We start from the raw sequence: 25,857 nt of genomic DNA, 5'->3' as shown, positions 1-25,857 counted from the left end.
GATCCTTTGCTAACAAACCATCAACTGACGTGCTGCCTGCAAATCATCAGCAACCAGCTGCTCGGCAAGTTGGCGAGCCACTAGCGCTTCAGGCGAGTCCAGCCAATTGCGAGCCACTGGGAGCCGTGAGTGAAGCATTGCCGCCTTCTCGCAGGGCTCTATTTGTTCGGCCTGCATCCAAGCCAGCACTTCTAGGGCACCAGCGCGGTCATTGCATACCAAAACCTGATCACAGCCCGCATCCAAGGCAGCTCTTGCCCTTTGAGGGTAGGAACCTGCCACTTTGGCTCCTGCCATTGCCAAATCATCACTAAAAATCATGCCGCTAAAATTCAGCTCATCACGCAGCAAATTCAGCCATTTTTTTGAAAAACCTGCAGGTTGATCATCAACTGCAGGATAAATCACATGAGCTGGCATTATACCCTGTAACTTTTCGGCAAGGGCAGCAAAGGGACGCAAGCAACTGGAACGAAGGGTTTCCAAAGAGCGTTCATCTGTTGGCAGACTGGTATGCGAATCAGCTGCCACATAGCCGTGCCCCGGATAATGCTTACCGACACTAACCATGCCTGCAAGTTGCATTCCTTCAATATATTTCTCTGCCAAGGCGATCAAGCTGGGCAGATCGCTGGCAAAAGCCCGGTCGCCAATGACTTCACTTTGCTGGTAATCAATATCCAACACAGGTGCAAAGCTGAAATCCAAATCCACCTCCAGAACTTCACTAGCCATTAGTTGGCCCAGCAAGCGGGCTCCTTGACTAGCTGCCAGGGGATCCAGTTGATAAAGATGGCCCAACTGACGCAAAGGTGGAAGCCTCGTAAAGCCCTCACGCAGCCGCTGCACTCTGCCGCCCTCCTGGTCAACCGCCAAAAGCAGTTCAGGGCGGAGGGCACGAATTTCACCGGTTAATTCTGCGACCTGCTGCTTATCCTGAATATTACGAGCAAAGAGAATCACCCCACCAACAGCGGGATGTTGCAGCAAGGACTTTTCGTCAGAACTTAGTGCTGTTCCAGTAAGGTCCAGCATTAAACGGCCAGCTAGCATAACTTCATCTCAAAGGTATATTTATAGGGTGCGAACTTTAGCAGATCACGGATTACTTGCCAAAAGCTATCCAGCGCCTTATTTTGGTGCATCTTCAGTTTTTAATAAGAGAGCTTCCGTGAATCTGACTCCGCGCTTTTTTTTGCATGTCTTCCTGCCTTTTGCCCTAGGCTACTATCTTTCTTATTTCTTCAGGGTCGTCAATGGTGTCATTGCTGAGCCTGTTGCCTTGGAGCTGGGCTTGGGTCCGGCCAGTCTAGGTTGGATTGGCAGTGCCTACTTTCTCTTTTTCGCAGCGGCCCAGCTACCCCTTGGGGTTCTTCTCGACCGCTATGATACACGCAAGGTGGCTGCATCTATTCTACTGATAGCAGCGGCTGGTTCCCTTATCTTTGCAATGGCCCAAACAGCCAGTCAACTTTGGATAGGCCGCGGCCTGATTGGTCTGGGTGTCTCGGCCTGTTTGATGGCTGCCTTCCGTGCTTATGCGGCTCTTTTGCCTGCTGAGCGACTGACTTTGATCAATGGCCTCCAGTTGGCTAGTGGTGGCCTAGGTGCCTTGACGGCAACAGCACCCGTTGAGTGGTTGCTTCCCTTGCTCGGCTGGCGGGGTCTCTTTGTAGGTTTGGCACTACTAACCCTGGCCATCGCCCTGCTGGTACGCTTGCGGGTTCCGAGCATTCTTTCAGCCACTAGTCGTAGCCAGGATTCACTGGGTGTACAAATCAAAGAAAGTTTAGCTGTATTTCGTCATCCTGCCTTTTTGCGTATCGCCCCGGCCTGTGTACTCAATCAGGCTATTTATATTGCCTTTCTTAGTCTTTGGGCCGGTATCTGGCTTAGAGAGATGCTGGGTTTTTCAGGGACAGAAACAGCTGATCTTCTGTTTGCATCTGCCGCAGGCATGGTCGCTGGTTTTATGGGGCTTGGCTGGTTAGCGAGTCGTCTGATCAATCTGGGCTTTACCACCACTCAGGTTAGTCTGACTGGTATGCTGATCTTTGCTCTGGGACTAGTGGCCATGTTGCTGCGCTGGCCTTTGCCACCCACCCTGCTTTGGGTACTGCTGGGTTTTTTCGGCAGTTCAGGGACTTTGATGTACGCGGGGCTTTCACAGCAATTTCCACAGAAGCTGGCCGGCCGGGTGAACACGGCTTTAAATCTTCTGGTATTCGCTTCGGCATTTTTGATTCAGTGGCTTTTGGGAGTGCTGATCGGGCTTTGGTCAACGGATGCTGACGGGCGTTACCCTGAAATGGCCTATTTCAGTGCTTTCGGCGCCGTGATTGCTTGCCAACTTCTGGCCCTGGCCTGGTATTTTGTATATCGCAAAAAAAGCCCCTGACAAGTGTCAGAGGCTTTTGATGCTTTGCTTGCTGGGAAGTGCTTAGCGGTACTCTATGTCCGCTTTGCTTTCCAGTTGTTGGATAAACTGACTTTGCAGGCGGTTACCCTTGTCTTCAGCCAGCATCCGCCGAATCTGACGCACTTCGTCTGGGTCAGTACTGACTTCACCTTCAGTCACATTTAATAGCTCTATCAGGGCCACATCACCAGAGACCAGGCTGACCAAACGCGTTGGTGTTTCGTCGAGGTTGATTCGGAAGGCTGCCTGATTAATTTCACGGCTCACTGAGCGACTATTGCGGCTGACCGCTTCCAGGGTTTCCCAATCAACATCCAGGCTTTCACCTGCTTCCAGAGCCTGTTGCAGGCGTTCAGTTTCCTGCTCAGCCAGAGCCTGGGCTTCTACCCTTTTCAGCTCTGCACGAACTTCATCGGCCACTTCCTGCAGAGGCCTTGCCTGACGTGGCTGGTGGTCATTTTTAGCCAAGACCAGATAACGGCCATCTTCTAAGCGCAGCGGCTCAGTAATCCAACCATCCTCAATCACTTCTTCCGAGAAGAGTTCTGCGGCTACATCAGCTTCGGCCCAAAAGCCTTCCAGCTGATCGGTAATCAACCAATCACTGGTTTGCAGTTCCAGGCTGGTTGCTGAAGCGACTTCACTGATGGCTTCAGAACTGAAGCTCAGATTGCTCAGTTCTTCAAGCTTATCACTGGTTGCGGCACGCAAAGGCTGGGCCAGCAGGCGCTCGCGAAGCTCTTCTTTAACTTCTTCGAAAGGCGGCGCTTCAGCTCTCTCCAGATCCGTCAGCTGAATCAAATGCAAGCCAAAGTCTGTTTCCACTACGCCGGATAGATCACCAACTTCTTCCAGTGCAAAAAGCGCCTGTTCAAAATCAGGATCCAGGCTGCCTTCTTCAATGGTGCCCAGTTGTCCACCGCGACGCGCTGTAACCCGATCTTCAGATAGCTCACTGGCCAGCTCGCCAAAATCCGCTCCAGCCAGGATTTCGTCCCGTGCCTGCTCAAGAGTTTCCAAAGCCTGCTGGCGTTCTGCAGCATTGTCGAAGCTCAGCAGTATGTGGGCAGCTGAATAGCTGCTGCCACCACCAAAAGCTGCGGCAAAACGCTGGTATTCTTCTTCCAATTCCTGATCTGTGACTTCCATGCCTGCAAGTAAACTGGAAGGATCAAAAATCAAATAGTCCACTCGGACCCTTTCGGAAGCCATGAAACGTTCCGTTTCAGCTTCATAAAAGGCTTCCACATCAGCATCACTGATATCAATCTGATCCATAAAGTTTTCAGCACGAATCAGAAAGTAACGGTAATCACGCTGCTGACCAACCAAGCGCTGGAAGTCTTCAACTTCTTGATCAAGCATGAATTCTGAAACGGCAAAGCCATCCAGAAGCTGCTGGTTCAGTAGATCTTCACGTAATTGGGCGCGAAAGTCACTGGGCGAGAGACCTTGCTGGCGAAGACGTTGAGTGTAAATTTCTCGGTCAAAGCGGCCTGCATCGTTACGAAAGGCATCAAATTGGACCAGTTGACGATCCAGCATCTGATCGGAAATACGCATGTTCAGTTGCTTAGCTTGCTGACGCAGGAGCTCTTCCTGCACCAGTTGACTCAAAGCAAACTGCCGCAGTTGATTCATATCTATTCGGTCAGGATCGATCTGCCCACTTTGCATCAGCTGACGCATTTGCTGTTGTGCATAGCGATCAACCTGTCTCTGACTGATGCTTTCACCATTGATGCTGGCCACTTCATTAGGATCACCGCGCATGGCCGTAAAGAGTGAATCCATACCCCACATGGAAAATGCCAGGGCAATCAGACCCACGATAAAGTAGGCAATGATGCCTCTGGACTTTTCTCTGATTTTTAAAAGCATGCAGCCCTCAGTCTACCCACAGCCAAAATGAAAAATCGATTATACCGGCTTCACTAGCAACAACCAATGCAGCCTGATGCAAGAGATAAAAAAAACGCACCCTTGAAGGTGCGTTCTCTAAGCAGCAAGGTTCAAGCTTAGTTGACAGCGTCTTTCAGACCCTTGCCTGGCTTGAAGCTGGGGACCTTAGCAGCAGCGATTTGAATTTCTGCACCGGTTTGTGGGTTACGACCAGTACGGGCAGCACGCTCTTTTACTGAGAAGGTGCCAAAACCTACCAGGGAAACACTGTCACCCTTTTGCATAGTACTGGTAACAGCATCCAGCATGGCATCCAGTGCACGACCTGCAGCAGCCTTGGGAAGATCTGCATTGGTAGCGATAGCATCGATCAGTTCTGACTTATTCACTCTTCCACCCCTTAGTTAGGTTTCAAACAAGCTTCTGTTCCGTAAAGACTTGGCTTAACGACCAGAATGCATCAAATATTCAAATTAAATGTCGGTTTGTAAACTTTCTCTACGAGAACGTTATACCAACTAGTTTTAAAAACTGTCAAGCCAACTCTTAAGTGGCCTGAGGGTTACGGCCCTAGCAGTTAAGCAAGCCGCAGTGCCGGTATCTTAGCCTTTATACCGGCCCTAGGGAAATACCCTCATGGCAAATAATTGCGGTTTTAATGGGTTCCTGGCCTTAAATCACCGGTTTTCTCTTCTGAACTGCTCAAGGATTGAGCAGTGAAGGGCTCTGGCAACTCGGTGAGAGCCACTTCCAGCACCTGATCAATCCATTTAACCGGCAGGATTTGCAGCGGACCCTTGATGCTTTCTGGTATTTCTTTAAGATCCCGTTCATTTTCCTGAGGGATCAAAACCGTCTTAATTCCACCACGACGTGCAGCCAGAAGCTTTTCTTTCAGGCCACCGATCTGCATGACTTCACCGCGCAAATTAATTTCACCGGTCATGGCCACTTCTGAGCGCACTGGAATACCGGTAAAGGCAGAGACCAGTGCTGTGCACATGCTGATACCGGCACTTGGACCATCTTTGGGCGTCGCCCCTTCAGGAACGTGAATATGGATATCTTTTTTCTCGAACAGCTCGGGGTCGATACCCAGGGCTGCAGAGCGGCTTCTAACCACGGTAAGCGCCGCCTGAATGGATTCCTGCATAACTTCACCCAGAGAGCCGGTTTTTACCAGACGGGCCTTACCAGGCATGATAGCTGCTTCTATGCTGAGCAGCTCACCACCAACGCTGGTCCAGGCCAAGCCAGTAACCCGACCCACCTGGTTATCCTGGTCGGCTAGACCATAACTATATTTGCGAACGCCCAGGTAGTGCTCAACTTCTTCAGGGCCAACTACTACGGGAATTTCAACCTTACCCTCACTGATTTCGCGGACCACTTTGCGACATACACGTGTGATCTGGCGCTCCAGTTCTCGCACCCCGGCTTCGCGAGTATAGTAGCGAATCATTTCCAGTATCGCTGAATCCTGGAAGTTAGCTTCCTTGTCTTTGAGTCCAGCATTTTTCATTTGCTTGGGTAGCAGGTAGCGCTCGGCAATGTTGCTCTTTTCATCTTCGGTATAGCCTGGCAGCCGAACGACTTCCATGCGATCCAGCAGAGGTGCTGGAATATTCATGGAGTTGGCTGTGCAGATGAAAAGCACTTCCGAAAGGTCAAAATCGACTTCCAGATAGTGGTCGCTGAATTTGCTGTTTTGTTCAGGGTCCAGCACTTCCAGCAGTGCTGATGCCGGATCGCCACGGTGATCCATACCCAGCTTATCGATTTCATCCAGCAAAAACAAGGGGTTACGAACACCCACCTTGGAAAGCTTTTGAACCAGTTTGCCAGGCATGGAGCCGATATAGGTACGGCGATGACCGCGAATTTCAGCTTCATCACGGACGCCACCCAGGGCCATACGAATGTATTTACGATTCACTGCTCGGGCAATGGATTGCCCCAGGGAAGTTTTACCGACGCCAGGAGGGCCAACCAGACAGAGCACTGAGCCTTTGATTTTTTTAACCCGCTGCTGGACTGCCAGGTAATCAAGAATGCGCTCTTTAACTTCTTCCAACCCATAGTGGTCGGCATCCAGAATTTCACCGGCTTTTTCCAGGTTGATACTGGCACGCGATCTTTTTTTCCAGGGCAGGCTGACCATCCAGTCCAGATAACCACGGACCACTGTGGCTTCGGCTGAGGTCGGTGACATCATTTTCAGCTTGTTAAGCTCCGTCTTGGCCTTGTCTCTGGCTTCAGCCGACATGCCAGAGTCTTCAATTTTTTTGGTCAGCTGTTCAATTTCATTGCCCGCATTGTCCAGATCACCCATCTCTTTTTGAATGGCTTTCATTTGCTCATTCAAATAGTACTCGCGCTGGGTTTTTTCCATCTGCTGCTTGACCCGCGAACGGATGCGCTTTTCCACCTGAAGAAGGTCGATTTCCTCTTCAATCTGGGACATCAGGCGTTCAATACGGTCTCTAACCCGATCCAACTCCAGCAACTCCTGCTTATCCTTGACGCCCAAGGACATATGCGAGGAGATGGTATCCACCATACGCGTTGGATCTTCAATATTTTGCAGGCTGGTCAGTACTTCATTGGGCACTTTTTTGGACAGTTTTACATACTGCTCAAACTGACCCAACAGAACGCGTGTGAGGACTTCCTGTTCACGCTGGGAGAGGACTTCGCTACCCAGGTATTCAGCAGTAGCCACGACATATTCGACCAGTTCATTTTGCTGGTTATAGTCCTGGTGTTCTGATGTTTCCAATAAACGGGCACGCTGCTCACCTTCAATAAGTACTTTCACTGTTCCGTCTGGCAAACGCAGTAGCTGCAGAATAGTGGCTTGAGTACCTATGCTGTAGAGATCTTCAGCATCTGGATCATCCATCTCCGGATCTTTTTGAGCAAGCAGCAACACTTTCTTATCAGCAGCCATCGCCGCTTCCAGAGCATGAATTGATTTTTCCCGACCGACAAACAGCGGGATCACCATTTGCGGATAAACAACAACATCTCTTAACGGCAGGAGTGGAAGTTCAAATACTTGCTTCTCGGATGACTTCTTTTGCTGCGACATCGCAGGAGTACCTCTTGATTCGATCATTCAGCAGATCTTCACGCAGAAAAAAAGGGCACCAGGCCCTTTTTTCCTTACCGTAACCAGGGTGAAGACTTCATACCAGCTTAGTCACGGTTGACGGCCAGTTGTTCAACTTCATCGTTTTCGTAAAGCATGAGGGGTTTAGCATCGCCCTTGATGACACTTTCATCCAGAACCACTTTTGAGACCCCTTCCAGGGAAGGAATTTCATACATGGTATCCAGAAGCACGGCTTCCAGGATCGATCTAAGACCACGAGCCCCTGTTTTACGTTCAAGTGCTTTTTCGGCAACCGCACGTAAGGCCTCTTCACGAAATTCCAGCTCAACGCCTTCCATCTCAAACAGCTTGTAGTACTGCTTGGTCAAGGCATTTTTGGGTGCCGTCAGAATTTCAATCAGGGCATCCTCGTCCAATTCGGACAGGGTGGCAACTACAGGCAGACGTCCAATAAATTCAGGAATCAGACCAAAGCGCACCAGATCTTCCGGCTCGATATCCGCCAGGGACTCACCCAGGCTTTTATCTTCTTTGCTGGCAATGGTTGCACTAAAGCCGATACCGCCTTTCTCGGTGCGGGCCTTGATGACCTTCTCCAAGCCAGCAAAAGCGCCACCACAGATAAACAGCATGTTGCTGGTATCCACTTGTAGGAATTCCTGCTGGGGGTGCTTACGACCACCCTGAGGAGGAACTGAAGCTACTGTGCCTTCAATCAATTTAAGCAAGGCCTGCTGGACACCCTCACCCGAAACATCACGAGTGATGGAAGGGTTGTCCGATTTGCGGGAGATTTTGTCGATCTCATCAATGTAAACGATGCCACGCTGCGCCCGTTCAACATCATAATCGCACTTTTGCAGCAGTTTCTGGATGATGTTTTCAACATCTTCACCAACATAACCCGCTTCGGTCAAAGTGGTGGCATCGGCCATGGTGAAGGGCACATTCAGCATTCGGGCCAGGGTTTCAGCCAGCAGCGTCTTACCGGAGCCGGTGGGACCGATTAGCAGGATATTACTTTTACCCAGCTCTATATCGTCTCCGCGGCTGGCTCCAGGACGCAAGCGCTTGTAGTGATTGTAAACAGCAACAGATAACACCATTTTTGCCCGATCCTGGCCGATGACATAATCATCCAGGTGAGCACGAATTTCCTTGGGTGTTGGTAAGCGCTCGTTTTCTTCGCCCAGCTCTTCGTCTTGCAGTTCATTACGAATAATGTCGGTACACAGGGAAACACAGTCATCACAGATGTAGACCGAGGGCCCTGCTATCAGCTTTTTGACTTCATCCTGGCTTTTTCCGCAGAATGAACAATATAAAAGCTTGTCGTTACTCTTTTTGCCGTCGGTCATTTTCTACCCCATTCACTTCTTTGAAGCGATTATTCTGGACGCTTGTCCAATACTGAATCAATTAGGCCGTAATCCACTGCTGTAGGCCCATCCATGAAATTATCACGATCCGTATCCTTGGCAATGGTTTTCAAGCTTTGACCCGTGTGATGGGCAAGAATTTTGTTGAGCTTGTCACGAATACCCAGAATTTCGCGTGTGTGTATTTCGATATCAGAAGCCTGCCCCTGATAACCACCCAATGGCTGGTGAATCATCATGCGTGAATTAGGCAGACAGTGACGCTTACCCTCAGTACCACCGGCCAGCAGAAGAGCACCCATACTGGCTGCCTGGCCGATACACATGGTGGAAACATCAGGTTTGATAAACTGCATGGTGTCATAGATCGACATACCTGCAGTGACTGATCCACCCGGAGAGTTGATATAAAGATAGATGTCTTTATCGGGATTTTCCGATTCCAAAAACAACATTTGGGCTACTATCAAGTTAGCCATGTAGTCTTCAACCTGCCCGACCAGAAAGATTACCCTTTCCTTAAGCAGACGTGAATAGATGTCATAGGCACGTTCACCACGAGCAGACTGCTCAACCACCATGGGTACCAGTCCGCCGGCATTTTGAATATCCAGACTTTTAGTCATCTTTATCCCGTTATTAGCCAAAAGTGATTTTATAGCCTCTAAACTAACTGAGGTTGCAAATAAATTCCACCAGGAATTCGACTCTACCCCAAAAAAACAACCGGCGCCTAAGCGCCGGTCTTTACTGCCAAGCAAGCCTAAAAAGACCAGCTGCTGGCTTATTGAGCAGGCATTGCCAGCTCTTTGAAGCTTTTCGTGACATCAGTCACTTCCGCTTCAGCCAAGAGCTTATCAACAACCTGTTGTTCCAGGGCAGCGGCCTGAACCTGACGCAGCATTTCTGGGTTAGACTTGTAATGGTCAACAACTTTTTCAGGTTCCTGGTAAGACTGAGCCATTTCGTTGATCAAACCATCAACTACGGCATCATCTGCCTGCATTTCATTGGCTTTGATGATTTCACCAACCAGCAGACCCAGAGTGACATTGTTCTTGGCCTGGTCTTTGAAAAGGTCAGCTGGAATCTGGCTGATATCAAAGTCTTCACCCAGGTTATATTGCTGGGCAGCCTGACGACGCAGGTTATCAACTTCGTTATCAATCAGGGCAGCAGGAACTTCAATGGGGTTGGCTTTCATCAGTGCATCAAAAGCCGCCTGCTTGGTGGTATTACGGATGGCCTGCTTGAGCTGGGCTTCCATGTTTTTGCGAACTTCTTTACGGAAAGCCTCTTCACCGCCTTCAGTTACACCAAAGTCAGCAAAAAACTCATCATTCAGTTCAGGCAGCTTCTGGGCTTTGATGCTATTGATTTTGCATTTGAAGGTTGCTTCTTTACCGGCTAGATCTTCAGCCTGGTAGTCTTCCGGGAAGGTCACTGTAACGTCTTTCTCTTCACCCGCTTTACTGCCAACCAATTGGTCTTCAAAGCCGGGAATGAAAGAGTTGGAACCCAGTACCAGATCATGACCTTCTGCCTTGCCACCAGCGAAGGCTTCGCCATCAACAAAGCCTTCAAAATCCAGGTTCACCTGGTCGCCTTGTTCAGCGGCCTTATCGGCTTCTTCAAAGGTGGCACGCTGCTTACGCAAATCAGTAATCAGGTCTTCAAGGTCGCCATCCTGAATTTCAGCAACTGGACGCTCAACCTTTTCACCTTCCAGAGTCTTCACTTCAATTTCAGGATAGACTTCAAATTTGGCTGCAAATTCAAAAGGCTCGCCCGCTTTCATTTTCAGGGGCTCAATTTCAGGAGTTCCTGCAGGGTTGAGTTTTTCCTGAGTAACAGCCTCAACAAAGTGCTCGCGCATCAGTTCTGATAGAACTTCCTGACGAACACTTTCACCGAAACGACTTTTTACAACAGTCATAGGTACTTTGCCTGGACGAAAACCGTCAATTTTGACTTTCTTGGCGGTCTGTTTCAGACGGGCATCTACAGCGCTATCGACCTTTTCAGCCGGCACCTGGATGGTCAGACGGCGCTCCAGCGCGGAAGTCGTTTCTACGGAAACTTGCATGGATGATCCTCGTTAAACACTAAATGGGCTTTTGCAAAAAATTAAAATCCAAGCGACAAGTCTTGAGATTAAAAGAGGGATTTTAAGAGTTACTGGGCTAGGCAGCAAGCCGCTAGCGATAAAAAAGTGCCTTAATAACCCGCATTCATCAAATCCATAAGAATGCAAAAGGACACCTTACGGCGTTTACTCTAATAAAGAAAGGAGAGAGATACAGACTTAGGAATGGGGTGAACGATGGGGCTCGAACCCACGACCGCCGGAGTCACAATCCGGAGCTCTACCAACTGAGCTACGCTCACCACAACTTAAACACAGGCGCCTGGCGCGCCCAGCAGGACTCGAACCTGCAACCTACGGCTTAGAAGGCCGTTGCTCTATCCGGTTGAGCTATAGGCGCGGATTTTTGACCTGCCTGACCATTTAAAAAAATGGTCGGGGTAGAGGGATTCGAACCCCCGACATCCTGCTCCCAAAGCAGGCGCGCTACCAGACTGCGCTATACCCCGTTTTTCTTGTTGCCAGACTTCTTGCGAAGAAGTGCCTGCCAACGAGATGCGCATTATAGGGCGTTAAATTTTTGGGTCAACCCCTTGAAGCAAAAATAATTTATCTTTTTATACCCCAGTGGCCGCCACCCCTTTCCTGGAGTTTCCCTGATCATCGACTCATGCGACAATAGAGGCATTCTAATATTCACTTACTTCATCGACGCAGGAAAACACACTCAATGAGCGCCCAACTGATTGATGGCAAGCAAATAGCGCTGAATATCCGTGAAAAGGTAGCACAACAAATTAAGGCACGCTTGGCCTCGGGCAAAAGAGCGCCCGCTTTAGCTGTTATTTTGGTCGGCAGTGACCCCGCCTCTGAAGTCTATGTTCGCAACAAGCATCTTGCTTGCGAAAAGGCTGGCATCCTTTCTTCCTCACACAAATTGGATCGCAGCACTTCCCAGCAGGAACTGGAACAGTTGATTGATAAGCTCAATGCCGACCCTGAAGTTGATGGCATTCTTTTACAACTCCCCCTTCCCGAACATTTATCTGCCGACCCTTTACTGGAGCGCATAGCCCCTGCTAAGGATGTCGATGGTTTCCACCCTTATAATCTGGGCCGCCTTGCTCAACGCCAACCGCTTTTGCGCCCCTGCACACCCAAGGGCATCATGACCCTGTTGGAAAGCCTGGATATCGACCTAAAAGGCCTGAAAGCTACTATTGTTGGTGCTTCCAATATTGTTGGGCGCCCCATGGCTCTTGAACTTCTCCTGGCAGGCTGCACTGTAACGGTAACTCACCGTTTCACTAGAGATCTGGAAGCTGAAGTTGCGGCTGCGGATATCGTCGTCGTCGGTGTTGGCAAACCAGGCTTGGTCAAAGGTGAATGGATCCAACCCGGAGCCCTGGTTATTGATGTCGGCATTAATCGTTTGGAAGATGGCAGCCTGGTTGGCGATGTTGAATATGCAGCCGCTGCAGAGCGCGCTGCCTGGATCACACCTGTGCCCGGCGGCGTTGGTCCTATGACAGTCGCCAGTTTATTGGAAAATACCCTGGAAGCCTGCGAAAAACGTGAAGTCTGACTCGACAGCCACCTGGATTAATCATTAATATGAGCTACCTTTCATAAATACTAAACGCTCAGGACTCACCCATGCCCCAAGCATTAAAAATCTTGCTGGTTGATGATAGCCGTGTTGCTCGTTTGACCCTCAAACATCTCATTAAAGAATGTGGCCAGGAAGTGGAAATTCAGGAAGCCGCCAATGCTGATGAAGCCCTGGATCTGGTCAAAGAGCACACCTTTGATAAGGCGCTGATTGATTACAATATGCCAGGCCGTGATGGAATTGAGCTGGCGAGTGAAATCCAAAAAATCCAGCCTGATCTAGCCTTAGTATTGGTCACTGCCAATGTGCAGGATGCCATTCAGGAAAGAGCAGCCCAGCAGGGCATGAAGTTTTTGGGCAAGCCAGTTACTCAAGAGCAACTCAATCAGCTCATCAACAGCTAAGGCACCTTTATGAGCCCAATCTTTTCTGATGATGAACAGGAAACCATTGTTGAACTGATGAATCTTGGCGTGGGGCGTGCAGCCAGCGCCCTTTCCCAGTTGGTTAAGGATGAAGTTCTCTTATCCGTTCCCAAGGTGGACTTTGTGCAGCTGGATACTGCCGAGGACACCTTCAAACAACTGCTTCCCAAAAGCCTTGCTGGGGTTACCCAGGCTTTTGACGGCTTCATCAGTGGCAAGGCCGCTCTCATTTTTCCTGAAGAACGCAGCCTGGAGCTGGTTCGCATTGTCGTTGGCAATGAGCTCAGCGCGAGCGAAATTTCAGAACTGGAGCAGGATACCCTGGCTGAACTGGGCAATATTCTCCTGAACTCCTGCCTGGCCTCTCTGGCCAATCTGCTCAAACGTGAAATTAACACGTCTCTGCCAGAAGCTTACAGCGGCGATCATAAGAAGATGCTGGAAATTCTTTGCGATCAAAAAGACTCGCTGATCATGCTGGTACAAATCGATTTTTCTTTGCGCCAGCGCAACCTGCAAGGCTACTTGGCATTTATTATTGACCTTAGAAGTGCTGACGGCTTTCATATAGCTTTGCAAGAGTATCTCGCTGACCTGCTAGGCCCATGATGTCTGACCCTGACCCTAAAATGCCACCCGACCCGACGCTTCAGAAAATTTTTGGGCTGCTGGAAACAGGCTTGATTCTCTGTAATGATCAGGGCCAGATTTTTTTATGGAATGCCTGGATGGAAAGAGTAACGGGCATAACCAGCCATGAAGCCAGCCAAGCACAGCTACACCTGCTCTTTACCACGCAGCCTTCCAAAGCGCTGCAGGATGCTATTAAAGAAGCCTGCAAAAACAAGCTATCCAGACGACTTTCTCATCAATTGCACCCCTACTTGCTTCCTCTTCAGCAACCAGGCAAAGACCAACAGCTGCATCATTCCATCATGATCAGGCCCCTTGAGTATCAGGGCCAGGCTGCCTGCCTTTTGCAAATCAATGATGTCAGCAGCGCAGTTCGTCGCGAACTTCACCTGCGTGAAGCAGAAGCCCTGCTGCGCTTTGAAAAGGAAATACTGTCTTTAGTCGCGCATAACCAACCCATCAACAAGGTTTGGCAGGCGCTTTGTGAAGGTATTGAAAAACTGGCACCAGGTGCCGAGGCAGGCTTACTCTTACTAAATGCAGAACAGGGTTTGGTTAACCCCCTGGCTGCCAAGAATCAGCTTTTACCTTCCAACATCAGTTTGGACTCCACCTCGCCAGCAAGCTTAGCGGCCTTAAGCCAGGAACTGCAAAAAACACCTGGCTGGTGGGCCTGCCCTTTGATCACTGCTGATGAGCAGTTGGCCGGTGTTCTTCAACTGGGTTGGCCGGAGGATGCAAGCACACCTACTGGCAGTCAAACACTACTGGAACGCAGCACCCAACTGGCAAGCATTGCCTTGCAAAACCATCATCAACTCCTGCAGGTGCGCCACCTTGCCGAACATGACAGCTTGACCGGCCTGGCCAATCGGAGCCAACTGACCCGTAAGCTTCAGGAAGCCTGCGAGGCCGCAAGCAGCAAGCCTTTCTCTCTACTTTTCATTGATCTGGATGGCTTCAAGGCTATTAATGATACCCATGGACATGATGCCGGGGATGCCTTACTGGTTGAATTAGCCCAGCGCCTTGAACAGCTGCTGCCAAAAGAAGACCTGGCAGCCAGGCTCGGCGGTGATGAGTTGATCGTGCTCAGCCCCAGCCACTCTACTTTAGACGAAGCCTACCAGCTGGCTGAAAAACTCAACCAGCTTCTGGCCCAACCTTTTCCCTGGCAAGATACGACATTAAGTACAGGTGCCAGCATAGGTATTGCTGTTTTCCCTGATCAAGGCACCTCTGCCAACCAGCTACTGACTCAAGCTGATAATGCCATGTATCTAGCCAAATCACGCGGTAAAGGCCAAGCAGCCAGTTGCGATCTACCCAGCGTGGTTTACAATGCTCACAAGTCCAACTCAGAAGGATAAATGATGTTCGCAAACGTTGAACGCCTGCCAGCAGACCCTATTCTCGGTCTTATTGAAGCCTTTAATAAAGACACCAACCCCAACAAAATTGATTTAGGGGTCGGCGTTTATCGAGATGCTGAAGGCACAACGCCCATTATGCGGGCGGTCAAGGAAGCTGAATCTCTGTTACTGCAAAGTGAAACAACCAAGGCCTATATCGGCTCCCATGGTGATCCTGCTTTTGGCAAACACCTGCTTCCTCTGGTGCTCGGCCAGCAGTCTCCCTTACTGGAAAGAGCCAGCCTGACTCAAGCGCCTGGTGGCACCGGTGCTCTCCGTCTGGCTGGGGACTTTATCAAGCGTATCGACGCCAAGAAAAAAGTCTGGCTTTCCAACCCCACCTGGCCCAACCACCAGGCTATTTTCAAGGCGGCTGGTTTGGAAACAGCCAGTTACCGCTATGTTGATACTGAAAGTAACCAATTGGACTTTCCAGCCCTTTTGGCTGATCTAAAGCAGATTCCCCAGGGTGATGTTGTCCTGCTGCATGCTTGCTGCCATAACCCCAGCGGCTTTGATCTCAACCAACAACAATGGCAAGAAGTACTGGCAGTACTGAAAGAGCGTGAACTTCTGCCCCTACTGGACTTTGCCTATCAAGGTTTTGGTGAAGGGCTTGAAGAGGATGCCTGGGCTGTTCGCCTGCTTGCAGAACACCTGCCCGAAGTGATGATTACAGCCTCTTGCTCGAAGAATTTTGGCCTTTATCGTGAGCGTACAGGTGCCTTTATTGCTGTTGCAGCAACGGCTGATGATATGGAAAAGGTACGCAGCCAATTGGCTGTTGTTGCTCGCTCCAACTACTCCAACCCACCGGCTCATGGCAGTTCTATTGTTGCCACCATTCTTGGTAGCCAAGAGCTAAGGCCGCTATGGGAAGAAGAAGTCACCGAGATGCGTGAGCGGATTAATACCCTGCGCCAGGATTTTGTAAAGGCGCTGGAACCTCACGGCCTGGCTGAGAAGTTTGCTTGCGTGGCTCAACAAAAGGGCATGTTCTCCTATTCGGGCCTCAAGCCCCAGGAAGTGGAGCGTCTGCAAAAAGAATTTGGCATCTACATGGTTTCCAGCGGCCGCATGAACATTGCCGGCTATAACCAACAAAACCTGGAATACCTGTGCACAGCCATTGCCGCTACTTGTAAAGCCTCCTAAAGCACCAAGAGATAAGCCGGGCAACCTCTTCTGAGTAACGCCCGGCTTCTCCCTAGAAGCGCACCCTATTCGTTATTCCCTCATCCGCCTGCCCTCTTCTGGCGATTTTTTTCGTTTGAGCGATCTCTCGTCAACTACTAGCTTGGCTGGTCATATAGTCCATTTTTCCAAGATTTCAGCCACTGTTTGCAGTAAAGAACAATAAAAATGCCTTATTGGAATCATAATTGCATGTTGAATTCGTCACAGCTCTGAAACCTATGTTTACTAAACTGTGACCCAGTTCAAGCTTTGAGGTATATCCCTGATATTAGGTATGCCAATCCGTTGCCTGCTATATACAATGAATAACATAAAATAAAAATTCAGGCAGGTAACCAGTGACGGAGACTTCATCATGCAAGATTTAGGTGAGCGTATCAAAAGACTGCGCCGGGCAAAAAATCTGACCCAGCAACAATTGGCAGATTTATTGAATATTGATCAGGGTGCTGTTTCCCGCTGGGAAAGAGGCCATATCACACCTTCAGCCCGTTACCGTAAAGAATTGGAACAGGTTCTTTCCGCCCCACTTATGGAGATGGATGAGCCCCTTCTGGAAAGTGTCAATATGGATTTGCACTTTGCCCTTATCCTTGACTGCCAACTCAGGGTTTTAGCAGCCTCGGAAACCTCTTTAGCCATTAACGGCTGTCGCAGCCGAGAAGAGTTAGTAGGTAACACCTACCTGCCGTTACTAAATGACACAGCAATGAACCTTTATCAGTGGATGAAGGATGCCGGTGCCTTTGATGCTGGAATCAACTGGGCCAGATTTACTCTGCCAACACCCACGCTGCATTCAGGTTACCGCTGGATGGAAAGCCTGTGGATTCCTTTCCATTTGGCCAATGGCGAACTGGTTTACCGGATTTCCAGCAAGCTGCTGGAAATGCCACCCAGTGAAGGCCTGGGCAAAGCCAAGCTGGAAGTGAATGGTAAGCAGTTGGAACTTTTAGTTCCAACCCAGGCCCGCCCCAGCCAGCAGCCACGCCAACAACGGCATCGCGACTGGCATGAGGCTATATAACCCTAAGTCAGTGCTCGCGGGTCGAGTGAAACTCGATTTCTGGAAAACGCTCTTGCGCTAACTGCAAATTGACTCGGGTCGGTGCCAAATAGGTCAAAAGACCGGCACCATCCCGAGCCAGATTTTCTTCTGACTTGCGTTTGAATTCTTCCAGTTTTTTGGCATCAGAAGAATCCACCCAACGCGCTGTCTGGACACTTATCGGCTCGTAAAGGCAGTCCACCTTGTATTCGTCCTGCAAGCGGAACATCACCACTTCAAACTGCAACTGGCCAACTGCACCCAAGACCAGATTATTATTTTTGAAAGGTTGAAACAGCTGCACAGCACCTTCTTCAGAAAGCTGCTGCAAGCCCTTTTGTAACTGCTTCATTTTTAAGGGGTCTTTAGGCCGGACCAATTTAAAGAGCTCAGGCGCAAAGTGGGGAATACCGGTAAACTTCAGCTCTTCACCCTCTGTAAAGGTATCACCGATCTGAATCGTCCCATGGTTATGCAGGCCAATGATATCGCCTGACCAGGCCTCTTCCAGCAGTTCCCTTTCACCAGCCATGAAGTTGACCGCATCGGCAATCCGAACATCTTTACCGATACGGCAATGACGCATCTTCAAGCCCCGCGAATACTTGCCTGAGCAAATCCGCATAAAGGCAATGCGGTCACGATGCTTGGGGTCCATATTGGCCTGAATCTTAAAAACAAAGCCGCTGAATTTTTCTTCATCGGCGGCAACCTGGCGTGTTTCTGTGGCCCGGCCGGCAGGGGAAGGCGCCCACTCCACAAAATCGGTCAGCATTTCACGTACGCCAAAATTACCCAATGCTGTACCGAAATAGACTGGGGTTAGCTTACCTTCCATAAAAGCTTCCTGATCCCAGGCGTGAGTAGCACCCTGGACCAGCTCCAACTCTTCAACCAATTCTTCATAATCGTCGCCAAGAAAATCCCTGGCTTCCTGAGAATCCAGCCCTTGAATACGTTGGTCGTCAGCCAGCAGATGACCCTGTCCAGGTTTAAAAATATGGATTTCATCGTTATAGAGATTGTAAACCCCTTTAAACCACTGCCCGGAACCGATTGGCCAGTTGATGGGGGCCGCCTTAATTTTCAAGACTTCTTCTATTTCATCCAAGAGCTCAATAGGGTCGCGTATATCCCTATCCAGCTTGTTGACGAAGGAAAAAATAGGCGTATCTCTCAAGCGGCAAACATCCATCAGCTTGATGGTGCGGTCCTCTACACCCTTGGCACCATCCACAACCATCAAGGCCGAATCCACAGCAGTCAGAGTACGATAGGTATCTTCCGAGAAGTCTTCGTGACCTGGCGTGTCCAACAGATTGACCAGCCGTCCATTAAAAGGAAACTGCATCACCGAAGAGGTAATGGAAATCCCCCGATCCTGTTCCATGGTCATCCAATCAGAAGTCGCATGCTTGTCACTTTTTTTACCTTTGACGCTCCCGGCAGTTTGAATCAACTGCCCAAGGAGTAGTAGCTTTTCAGTGATCGTCGTCTTACCTGCATCAGGATGCGATATGATTGCGAAAGTGCGCCGCTTGAGAACTTCGTTGGCAATGGCTTTGCTGGACATCCAGACCTCATTGATCGGTATTAAGGAAAAGGGCGATATTTTCGCTGATAAACGTCCGACAAACAATGCCAAGGGGAACCTGGCTGCAAAAAGCTTTTTCCCTTAAACTCGCTGACCTCGACCCAAGGAGCCAGAATTTTGCACGAAACCCTTCACACCCAACCCCTCCCCCTCTCCACACCGGGTCGCAACCTGATGCGTCTGACCCTGGTCAGAGGGATTACCTGGACAGGTTTTCTGGGTGGCATTATTTTTGGTTTGGAAGTCGTCAACTTCCAGCTCAACATCGTTGCCGTGTTTTCCGTGATCTTTGCCATGGCAATGATCAATCTACTGACCTGGTGGCGGCTTAACTGGCCGCGCCCGGTGGCCGATATTGAATACCTGTTGCACCTCCTGGTTGACGTCATTGGTTTGAGCCTTTTGTTTTATCTGACCGGAGGTGCGAACAACCCTTTCATCTCCTATTTCCTGGTGCCGCTAACCATCTCTGCCGCCACCTTACCCTGGCGCTTCACCTGGATACTGGCCAGTTACATTCTTGCTTCTTACACCCTGCTGATGTTTTTCCATCATCCCGTCCCCCAGTTAGGACAACATCAGGAAGCTGAAGGCTTAAGCTTGCATATTCTGGGCATGTGGGCGAACTTCATCTTAAGTACCGGCCTGATTACGGTTTTTGTTTACAAAATGGCCCAGTCGCTGCGCAACCGGGATGCTGATCTTTCCCAAACGCGTGAGCAGGCTTTAAGGGATGAGCAAATTATGGCTGTGGCTACCCAGGCTGCAGGAACTGCACATGAACTGGGCACCCCCCTTTCCACTTTGGCGGTCATACTTAAGGAAATGAGCAATGAGCATCAAAATAATCCAGAATTACTCGCTGACCTTCAACTGCTTAGACATCAGGTGGATACCTGCAAGGTCACTCTGCAATCACTGGTCAGTAATGCCGATCGCTCCCGGCTGTTAAACCCGGAAACCAAACCCATCAAAGACTTTCTAAAAGATGTTCTAGAACACTGGGAAGTGCTTCGACCCGATGTGCGCTATTGCATCGACTGGCCGGATATCGATTTGCCAGAACCCTGGATTCTGGCTGATATTACCCTGCAACAGGCGCTGATCAACCTATTGAATAATGCCGCTGATGCCAGTGGTAAAAAGCCTGTAACCATCAGTATGGAATGGAGCGCTGTCGAAGCGCAGATTGAAATTCACGATCAGGGCCCCGGCATTCCCATGGAAATCGCTGAACGCCTGGGCCAAACGTTTATTTCCACCAAAAGCAAAGGCTTGGGTTTGGGCCTGTTTTTGACTCATGCGACAATAAACCGGCTTGGCGGTGCCGTACGTCTGTATAATCATAGTCAGGGTGGTACCCTCACTGAAGTACGTTTGCCGGTACTTGCCAATCAGGCAACCTGAAATCCTGCGGAGAAGTAGAGCCCCATGAGTAGTGAAGCCCCAGTAGAAGAGAGTCTGCGCATTCTTGTCATAGATGATGATGAAGTTTTTGGCCAGGTTCTGGACAGAGCTTTCAGTAAAAGAGGCTATGAAGTAACAGTTGTTCAGGATGAACATCAAGCCTTGGAAAAGAGCCGCGACTTTGAGCCGGACTATATTACTCTTGATTTAAAGCTTGAAGGGAGTTCGGGTTTAAACCTGCTGCCACAGTTGATTGAGGCCTCACCCCAATCCAAGATAGTGGTTTTAACCGGCTACTCAAGTATCGCCACAGCGGTTGAAGCTATTAAGCTGGGGGCCGTCAACTATTTGTGTAAACCTGCGGATGCCGATGAAATTCTGGCCGCCTTTCAGAAGCAGGAAGGCAATCCGGATACGCCTCTGGCTGAACAGCCTATGTCAGTCAACCGCCTGACTTGGGAGCATATTCAGAAGGTACTGCATGAGCATGAGGGTAATATTTCAGCTACGGCCAGAGCCCTGGGAATGCATAGACGCACGCTACAACGCAAGTTACAGAAACGCCCGGTCAGGCGTTAAGCCTCAGTTGCCATCCAGATAACGCGCCGGATCAAAAGCCCTCACCCAATCCGGCATAAAGGCCGTCAAACCGGTAATAATCATGCCATTGATCACCGCTTCAGGTGGCAGTGTCAGGGGTAAAAAAAGGAAGTACTCACTAGCCAGACGGCTAAATTCATGGCCACTGGTATAAAGCCAGGTAATGGCAATCACTGCCAACCCTGAAGAAAGAGTTGCAGCAGCAGCACCCACACCACCAGCGACCAAAACAAAAATAAAGAAATTAGCTGGCATTTTGGTATCCACTAAACGCCAGGCCCAGTGGCTAACAAAAACCGGCAGAACACAGGCAACCAAGCCATTAATTCCCAACATGGTCCAGTCTGCCTGGCCTGTCATCGTTGCTCCAAGAAGAGCCAAGCTGGTTGCTAAAAGCGCCATAGGCCAATAGAACATTAGGGTCAGAGTGGTTGCTAACAGCAGGTGTATGGAAACCGCAAAGTTAATATCAGCCCTTAGTTGCCACAAAAAGGCAACCAGCAGAACACTACCCAAGAACAAATGCTGCAGTCCCTTTTCACGAAACAGGATTTTCCAAGGCACTTGCAGCAAAGCCAGGATTACAAAGAGCAACCAAAAAACCAGTGCCAGCCCGCCCAAAAAGCCCGGATGAATACTTGCTGAAAAACTCATTTGCCAACCCCTGACAATTAAAACATATATTTACAATTCATCAAATTACACTACTAGTCGATGGTCTTTACCCCAGGCATACTTGCGCACCGCTGTGTTCTCCTCAAACAATAAAATGTCCCCTACCAGTATAACTGAATAACAACAAGACTCATCCGGGCAAAACAGCACAGGTTAACGACTTTTCTACTCCTTACAGATTGGAGATCTGTTTCTATGCTCGCAATGCTCAGGTTAATCGGCATCAATTTTCGTCTCTGGATTATTCTTGCCCTGGCCATCATCTCACTTTTGATTGTCAGTGTGCTGGCCATCCAGCAAGAGCGTGAAGCCTTGCTAGATGAAAAAAACCTGCAACTTCGTCAACTGCTTGAAATAGTGGAAACGACGGTTGCTCATTACCATCAACAAGCAGAAGCCGGTGAGCTTTCTCATCAGGAAGCACGCCAACAAGCCTATGAACTGGTTGGTGAACTGCGCTTTACCAACAATCAGGATCGGGATTATTTCTGGATGCTGAATAGTGCTGGTGAGGTCATGATGCATGGTGCTCAGCCTCAGTTAGCAGGCAGAAACCTTAGCCAGGCAACTGACCCTGAAGGCTTCCCTTTTTTCCGGCATATTCTTGAAGGTGCCGCTGATCAAGGCGAAGGCCAGGTACGCCATGTTTGGGACAAACCCGGATTTGACCAGCCCGTCGGCAAGATCACCCGTTATGTCTATTTTGAGCCCTGGGATTTGATTATTGGCAATGGCCTTTATCTGGATTCTTTAAATGCTCAAATTCGCCAGCATGCCTTCAACCTGCTGTCCATTTTTGTCCTGGCCGGGTTAGTCATGGCAAGCCTGATACTGCTGATTACCCGTTCTATCCAGTCACCTCTAAAAGACATGCTCAACCGGATGCGTGAAATAGCTGACGGTGATGGCAACCTGACCCATCGCCTGCCACTGGATGGCAAGGATGAGATCATGCACATCAATCGGGCCTTCAATCGCTTTATCGGCAAAATCCAGGATTTGGTAAAAGAGTCCAGAGAGTCTGCCTTATCCGTTTCGGCAGCAGCTGAAGAACTTTCTGCAGTCACCCAGCAGAGCTCGCAAACCGTGCAGCAACAAAGCCAGGAAACCGATCAGGTTGCTACAGCTATGAATGAGATGACAGCCACGGTTCAGGAAGTAGCCAATAATGCTACTTCTGCTGCCAGCGCTGCCTCCCAAGCCAACAATCAGACTCAACTCGGCCAGAAACGTCTTCAGGAAACCCTGGAAACTCTGGGCCAGCTGGATGCCAGCATCAAGACGACAGCCAGCACCTTGGAAGAGTTGAAAGCGGGCACCGAGAATATTGGCACCATCATGGATGTGATCAGTGGTATTGCCGAACAGACCAATCTGCTGGCTCTGAATGCTGCTATCGAAGCTGCTCGAGCTGGCGATCATGGCCGAGGTTTTGCAGTGGTTGCTGATGAGGTTCGCAATCTGGCCGCACGCACCCAAGAAAGTACGGGTGAGATTAGGGATATGATCGAGCGCCTGACCTCAGAAGCCCAGCGTTCATTTGAGGCCATGGCTCAAAGCAGCCACCAGGCGGTTGAAACGGTAACCCATGCCCAGGAAACCTCTCAGGCTCTGGAAGAAGTTGCTGCGGCCATTCAACAGATTGCCGATATGAATACACAAATTGCCAGTGCGGCTGAACAACAAGCAGCTGTAGCCGATGAAATCAATCGCAATGTCGTTAATATTAACGAGCTTTCTTCACAAACCGAGGAAGGCGCACGGCACACAACTCAAGCCAGTGAAGAGCTGGCCGGGCTAGCTGAAAACCTGAATAGTCAGGTCAGTCAGTTCCGTACCTGATGCTGGTTTTAACTTATCTCCAGGGACGGAGGTTGGTCACAACAGACTTGGTTTCTTCCCGCTTCTTTAGCCCTATAGAGCTGGTAGTCAGCACCTGAAAGCAGCTGGTGAATCGTCATGCCCGCTTGCAAAGACATTACCCCGGCACTCAGCCGCTGTTGAATGCCGGCTGGAAACTCATAGCTTTCCAATGCCATGCGAATTTTCTCAGCTACTAGGCAAGCTTGTTGACTATTGGTTTCTGGACAAATCAATAAGAATTCTTCACCGCCCCAACGGCCAAAAATATCTGAGCTGCGGGTTTTGCTTTTCACCAGCACGGCAAATTTTTTCAGAATCTCATCACCCAATTGATGACCATGCTGGTCATTGACTGCTTTAAAGAAATCCAGATCAAAGAGCACCACCGAGAGACTGCGCTGATGCCGCCTGACCAACTCAGCCTGCTCATTAAGCACACGGTCTAAATGATGACGGTTATAACTGCCTGTGAGCTTATCGGTAATCGAAACTTCTTCCAGTTCTTCGTTTTTCTTGCGTAGTTCAGCTTCCGCTTGAAAGAGACGAGAATTCGCCTGACGTATTTTGCGATTCAAGTTGGCCAGGTGCAGTGTATAAAGCCCAAGAATGATCAATACCAGCAGCAATAGCGTTAAACCGGGCAACACACTTCGCCAGGGAAAACCCTGTTCTACGGGTAGCTCAACCCAGTGGGAATAGATGGCGGCATGCTCTTGCTGGCTGACACTGGCTAAGAATTTATCCAAAATTTGTACGAGTTCTGGCCAATCATCTCTAACCGCCATGCCCAGATCAAAGGAGTAGGGCGCTTGGCCAGACACTTTTAAATTGGCCAAACCATCACTTCTTATCAGGTGGGTGGCAGCAGCCAGGTTACCAACGAAACCATAGGCATTTCCTGCCGCAACCTGCCTTAAGCCTTCAATACTGGTAGTCACTCGGGTTATATCCAAATCAGGAAAATGCGTGGAGAGCATCTCATCAGATGCATAGCCTTCAACCACCAGAACTTTTTCGCCCCTTAGTTGGTTCATATCGGCAATAAAATCAACTTCATGGTCCGTCACTATAACCATGGGTGAGCGCACATAGGGTTGAGTGAAATTCAAAAACTGGCGCCGTTCTGGTGTTGAAGAGACGGCAGGAAGCAGGTCAATTTCTTTATTGGCAATGGCTTTGACTACTTCAGGCCAGGTCAGGCCGCGCACCAGCTCTACCTCTATTCCCAGACGCTCTTCTAATAACCGAAGATAATCGGCACTGATGCCCTGCAGCCGCTGTTCTGCATCATAGTATTCAAAAGGCGGCCAATCAGGGTCCACCGCTACTCTAAGACGTTGATGCTGACTTAGAAAAGCTTCCTGGGATTCGGTTAAATTCAACCGCCTTGAACCTGAGTTTTGGCCGGACTCAAAGACCAAACCCTGCACGCCTTGATCATTACTTGCAATCAAATCCAGGCTTTCCATTTGATCAAGAATATATTCAAGACGCCCAGTATCCAGATAACCCATTTCGATGGTATGACGTGCTATCTTGGGTTCCAAGCCATAGGCTTCATTCATTAAAGCTGCTCTGGATTTACCCTGGGTATTGTATTGTTCTAGAATCAAGTCAACGATTTCTTCTTTATTATCCAAGGCATAATGCCAGCCGCGAATCACCGCCCTGCGCATGGCCTCCACCCTTTGCGGGTATTGCTCTGCTTCCTGTCGATGGGTAAAGAGAATGTCGCCATAGTAATCAATACCATAATGGCGAGGATCAATAATTCGAATACCATGACCCGCTTCACGGAATATAAAGGGCTCATTAGTGCTGTAGGCAGTCACCGCATCCACCTCGCCAGCCAGCAGTTTTGCCATGCGTTCATTCAGTGAGTAGCGCATCAAGCCATCACGCAAAACACCATGTTTGGCCAGCATAGCCAAAATGCCCACACCCTCCGTATCATTGTCATAAAAGGCCAAACGCCGCCCTACCAGGTCTCTTGGTGAACGTATATCTGAAGAGGCCAGCGTCATGAGAACATTGGGGGAATGCTGAAAAATCGGGGCGACCAGAACGAGATCCATTCCCCGGTCACGAAACAGAAATAAAATAGAATCAGCTACGCCGTAATCGGCATCCCCTTCCAGGACCTGAAGAATATTATCTTCATTCAAGTCTCTTTCTTTTAGGATGACATCCAGGCCTTCTTCAGCGAAAAAGCCTTTTTCCAGGGCTGCATAGTAGCCAGCAAATTGAAATTGATGCAGCCATTTCAGTTGCAAAGTGACCTGCTCAGCGGCCAGGACATTAATGGGTGCTGCTGTCATCAATACCAACAGCAAAAACAACAACCTTGTTTTTAACCTACAAAGGGGCATCATAGGCGATGAAGGCAACTGGTAAGCGAAGAGTAGTTTCTGATATAAATCACCATAACTTAACAAACACCTATTAGGGAACAACATTTTTAAGGCATTTCAGCCTTAATTTAGCCCAATA

At 49.4% G+C, this 25,857-nt stretch carries 20 protein-coding genes and 3 tRNA genes; 10 read left to right on the top strand and 13 right to left on the bottom strand.

Annotated elements, in window-relative coordinates:
- Positions 1-9: 9 nt before the first annotated feature.
- Complete coding sequence (gene nagZ, locus BM185_RS01790) at positions 10-1,053, bottom strand: beta-N-acetylhexosaminidase (RefSeq protein ID WP_091958360.1); 1,044 nt, start codon at positions 1,051-1,053, stop codon at positions 10-12.
- 118 nt (positions 1,054-1,171) lie between these two features.
- Between nagZ and BM185_RS01785 the strand changes: the two genes are divergently transcribed.
- Positions 1,172-2,398, top strand: a complete 1,227-nt coding sequence (locus BM185_RS01785) for an MFS transporter (protein WP_245751650.1) — start codon at positions 1,172-1,174, stop codon at positions 2,396-2,398.
- Between the two features lie 42 nt (positions 2,399-2,440).
- On the opposite strand, the gene BM185_RS01780 is transcribed toward BM185_RS01785, so the two are convergent.
- From BM185_RS01780 to BM185_RS01740, 9 genes are all read right to left on the bottom strand, one after another.
- The gene (locus BM185_RS01780) at positions 2,441-4,300 is read right to left on the bottom strand and encodes a SurA N-terminal domain-containing protein (RefSeq protein WP_091958357.1); all 1,860 of its coding nucleotides are present in this window, start codon (positions 4,298-4,300) and stop codon (positions 2,441-2,443) included.
- A gap of 137 nt (positions 4,301-4,437) precedes the next feature.
- On the bottom strand, positions 4,438-4,710 hold the full coding sequence (locus tag BM185_RS01775; protein WP_091958354.1) for an HU family DNA-binding protein: 273 nt from the start codon (positions 4,708-4,710) through the stop codon (positions 4,438-4,440).
- A 266-nt stretch (positions 4,711-4,976) separates the two neighbouring features.
- Positions 4,977-7,412: an endopeptidase La gene (lon, locus tag BM185_RS01770; protein ID WP_091958351.1), complete on the bottom strand. Its 2,436-nt coding sequence runs from the start codon at positions 7,410-7,412 to the stop codon at positions 4,977-4,979.
- Between the two features lie 107 nt (positions 7,413-7,519).
- Entirely contained in the window at positions 7,520-8,794 is a 1,275-nt protein-coding gene (gene clpX, locus BM185_RS01765) for an ATP-dependent protease ATP-binding subunit ClpX (RefSeq protein ID WP_091958348.1), read from the bottom strand.
- Between the two features lie 29 nt (positions 8,795-8,823).
- A complete protein-coding gene (gene clpP / locus BM185_RS01760; protein ID WP_091958345.1) occupies positions 8,824-9,441 on the bottom strand; it encodes an ATP-dependent Clp endopeptidase proteolytic subunit ClpP in 618 nt (205 codons plus the stop codon).
- A gap of 158 nt (positions 9,442-9,599) precedes the next feature.
- Positions 9,600-10,901: a trigger factor gene (gene tig / locus BM185_RS01755; protein ID WP_091958342.1), complete on the bottom strand. Its 1,302-nt coding sequence runs from the start codon at positions 10,899-10,901 to the stop codon at positions 9,600-9,602.
- Between the two features lie 226 nt (positions 10,902-11,127).
- Positions 11,128-11,203 (bottom strand) — tRNA-His (locus tag BM185_RS01750).
- 21 nt (positions 11,204-11,224) lie between these two features.
- Positions 11,225-11,301, bottom strand: a tRNA-Arg gene (locus BM185_RS01745).
- Positions 11,302-11,333: 32 nt separating this feature from the next.
- Positions 11,334-11,410, bottom strand: a tRNA-Pro gene (locus BM185_RS01740).
- A 221-nt stretch (positions 11,411-11,631) separates the two neighbouring features.
- On the opposite strand from BM185_RS01740, the gene folD reads away from it, so the two are divergent.
- The 6 genes from folD (at position 11,632) to BM185_RS01710 (ending at position 17,207) form a co-directional block, all read left to right on the top strand.
- Positions 11,632-12,486 (top strand): bifunctional methylenetetrahydrofolate dehydrogenase/methenyltetrahydrofolate cyclohydrolase FolD, encoded by an 855-nt coding sequence (folD, locus tag BM185_RS01735; RefSeq protein ID WP_091958338.1) that lies wholly within the window; start codon positions 11,632-11,634, stop codon positions 12,484-12,486.
- Positions 12,487-12,557: 71 nt separating this feature from the next.
- Entirely contained in the window at positions 12,558-12,917 is a 360-nt protein-coding gene (locus tag BM185_RS01730) for a response regulator (protein ID WP_091958335.1), read from the top strand.
- A 9-nt stretch (positions 12,918-12,926) separates the two neighbouring features.
- Entirely contained in the window at positions 12,927-13,547 is a 621-nt protein-coding gene (locus BM185_RS01725; RefSeq protein ID WP_091958332.1) for a chemotaxis protein CheC, read from the top strand.
- On the top strand, positions 13,544-14,941 hold the full coding sequence (locus tag BM185_RS01720) for a GGDEF domain-containing protein (protein WP_091958330.1): 1,398 nt from the start codon (positions 13,544-13,546) through the stop codon (positions 14,939-14,941). Before BM185_RS01725 ends, BM185_RS01720 begins: the two co-directional genes overlap by 4 nt.
- 3 nt (positions 14,942-14,944) lie before the next feature.
- Positions 14,945-16,138 carry an amino acid aminotransferase gene (locus tag BM185_RS01715; RefSeq protein WP_091958327.1) on the top strand — a complete coding sequence of 398 codons (1,194 nt, stop codon included), beginning with the start codon at positions 14,945-14,947 and terminating at the stop codon, positions 16,136-16,138.
- 397 nt (positions 16,139-16,535) lie between these two features.
- Positions 16,536-17,207: a helix-turn-helix domain-containing protein gene (locus BM185_RS01710; protein WP_091958324.1), complete on the top strand. Its 672-nt coding sequence runs from the start codon at positions 16,536-16,538 to the stop codon at positions 17,205-17,207.
- 7 nt (positions 17,208-17,214) lie between these two features.
- On the opposite strand, the gene BM185_RS01705 is transcribed toward BM185_RS01710, so the two are convergent.
- Positions 17,215-18,801 (bottom strand): peptide chain release factor 3, encoded by a 1,587-nt coding sequence (locus BM185_RS01705; RefSeq protein ID WP_091958322.1) that lies wholly within the window; start codon positions 18,799-18,801, stop codon positions 17,215-17,217.
- Between the two features lie 138 nt (positions 18,802-18,939).
- Here BM185_RS01705 and BM185_RS01700 point away from each other — a divergent pair, with 138 nt between their 5' ends.
- Together BM185_RS01700 and BM185_RS01695 are read left to right on the top strand one after the other, a co-directional pair.
- A complete protein-coding gene (locus tag BM185_RS01700) occupies positions 18,940-20,229 on the top strand; it encodes an ATP-binding protein (protein ID WP_245751648.1) in 1,290 nt (429 codons plus the stop codon).
- A 24-nt stretch (positions 20,230-20,253) separates the two neighbouring features.
- Positions 20,254-20,808, top strand: a complete 555-nt coding sequence (locus BM185_RS01695; protein WP_091958319.1) for a response regulator transcription factor — start codon at positions 20,254-20,256, stop codon at positions 20,806-20,808.
- 3 nt (positions 20,809-20,811) lie between these two features.
- Here the strand turns inward: BM185_RS01695 and BM185_RS01690 are convergent, their stop codons facing one another.
- Entirely contained in the window at positions 20,812-21,483 is a 672-nt protein-coding gene (locus tag BM185_RS01690; RefSeq protein ID WP_091958315.1) for an energy-coupling factor ABC transporter permease, read from the bottom strand.
- A gap of 216 nt (positions 21,484-21,699) precedes the next feature.
- Between BM185_RS01690 and BM185_RS01685 the strand changes: the two genes are divergently transcribed.
- A complete protein-coding gene (locus BM185_RS01685) occupies positions 21,700-23,346 on the top strand; it encodes a methyl-accepting chemotaxis protein (RefSeq protein WP_091958312.1) in 1,647 nt (548 codons plus the stop codon).
- Between the two features lie 8 nt (positions 23,347-23,354).
- Here BM185_RS01685 and BM185_RS01680 read toward each other — a convergent pair whose 3' ends face one another.
- Positions 23,355-25,709 (bottom strand): transporter substrate-binding domain-containing diguanylate cyclase, encoded by a 2,355-nt coding sequence (locus BM185_RS01680; RefSeq protein ID WP_177203438.1) that lies wholly within the window; start codon positions 25,707-25,709, stop codon positions 23,355-23,357.
- Between the last annotated feature and the right edge of the window lie 148 nt (positions 25,710-25,857).

This window comes from Marinospirillum celere (genome assembly GCF_900112235.1).
Lineage (GTDB): Bacteria > Pseudomonadota > Gammaproteobacteria > Pseudomonadales > Halomonadaceae > Marinospirillum > Marinospirillum celere.
The sequence above is the reverse complement of the archived record's forward strand: the minus strand, read 5'-3'. Positions and strand labels throughout refer to the sequence as shown.

Coding starts and splice junctions, on each gene's coding strand:
- nagZ (WP_091958360.1), bottom strand. CDS start 1,053: ATGCTAGCTGGCCGTTTAATGCTGGACCTTACTGGAACAGCACTAAGT.
- BM185_RS01780 (WP_091958357.1), bottom strand. CDS start 4,300: ATGCTTTTAAAAATCAGAGAAAAGTCCAGAGGCATCATTGCCTACTTT.
- lon (WP_091958351.1), bottom strand. CDS start 7,412: ATGTCGCAGCAAAAGAAGTCATCCGAGAAGCAAGTATTTGAACTTCCA.
- clpX (WP_091958348.1), bottom strand. CDS start 8,794: ATGACCGACGGCAAAAAGAGTAACGACAAGCTTTTATATTGTTCATTC.
- clpP (WP_091958345.1), bottom strand. CDS start 9,441: ATGACTAAAAGTCTGGATATTCAAAATGCCGGCGGACTGGTACCCATG.
- tig (WP_091958342.1), bottom strand. CDS start 10,901: ATGCAAGTTTCCGTAGAAACGACTTCCGCGCTGGAGCGCCGTCTGACC.
- folD (WP_091958338.1), top strand. CDS start 11,632: ATGAGCGCCCAACTGATTGATGGCAAGCAAATAGCGCTGAATATCCGT.
- BM185_RS01730 (WP_091958335.1), top strand. CDS start 12,558: ATGCCCCAAGCATTAAAAATCTTGCTGGTTGATGATAGCCGTGTTGCT.
- BM185_RS01725 (WP_091958332.1), top strand. CDS start 12,927: ATGAGCCCAATCTTTTCTGATGATGAACAGGAAACCATTGTTGAACTG.
- BM185_RS01720 (WP_091958330.1), top strand. CDS start 13,544: ATGATGTCTGACCCTGACCCTAAAATGCCACCCGACCCGACGCTTCAG.
- BM185_RS01715 (WP_091958327.1), top strand. CDS start 14,945: ATGTTCGCAAACGTTGAACGCCTGCCAGCAGACCCTATTCTCGGTCTT.
- BM185_RS01710 (WP_091958324.1), top strand. CDS start 16,536: ATGCAAGATTTAGGTGAGCGTATCAAAAGACTGCGCCGGGCAAAAAAT.
- BM185_RS01705 (WP_091958322.1), bottom strand. CDS start 18,801: ATGTCCAGCAAAGCCATTGCCAACGAAGTTCTCAAGCGGCGCACTTTC.
- BM185_RS01695 (WP_091958319.1), top strand. CDS start 20,254: ATGAGTAGTGAAGCCCCAGTAGAAGAGAGTCTGCGCATTCTTGTCATA.
- BM185_RS01690 (WP_091958315.1), bottom strand. CDS start 21,483: ATGAGTTTTTCAGCAAGTATTCATCCGGGCTTTTTGGGCGGGCTGGCA.
- BM185_RS01685 (WP_091958312.1), top strand. CDS start 21,700: ATGCTCGCAATGCTCAGGTTAATCGGCATCAATTTTCGTCTCTGGATT.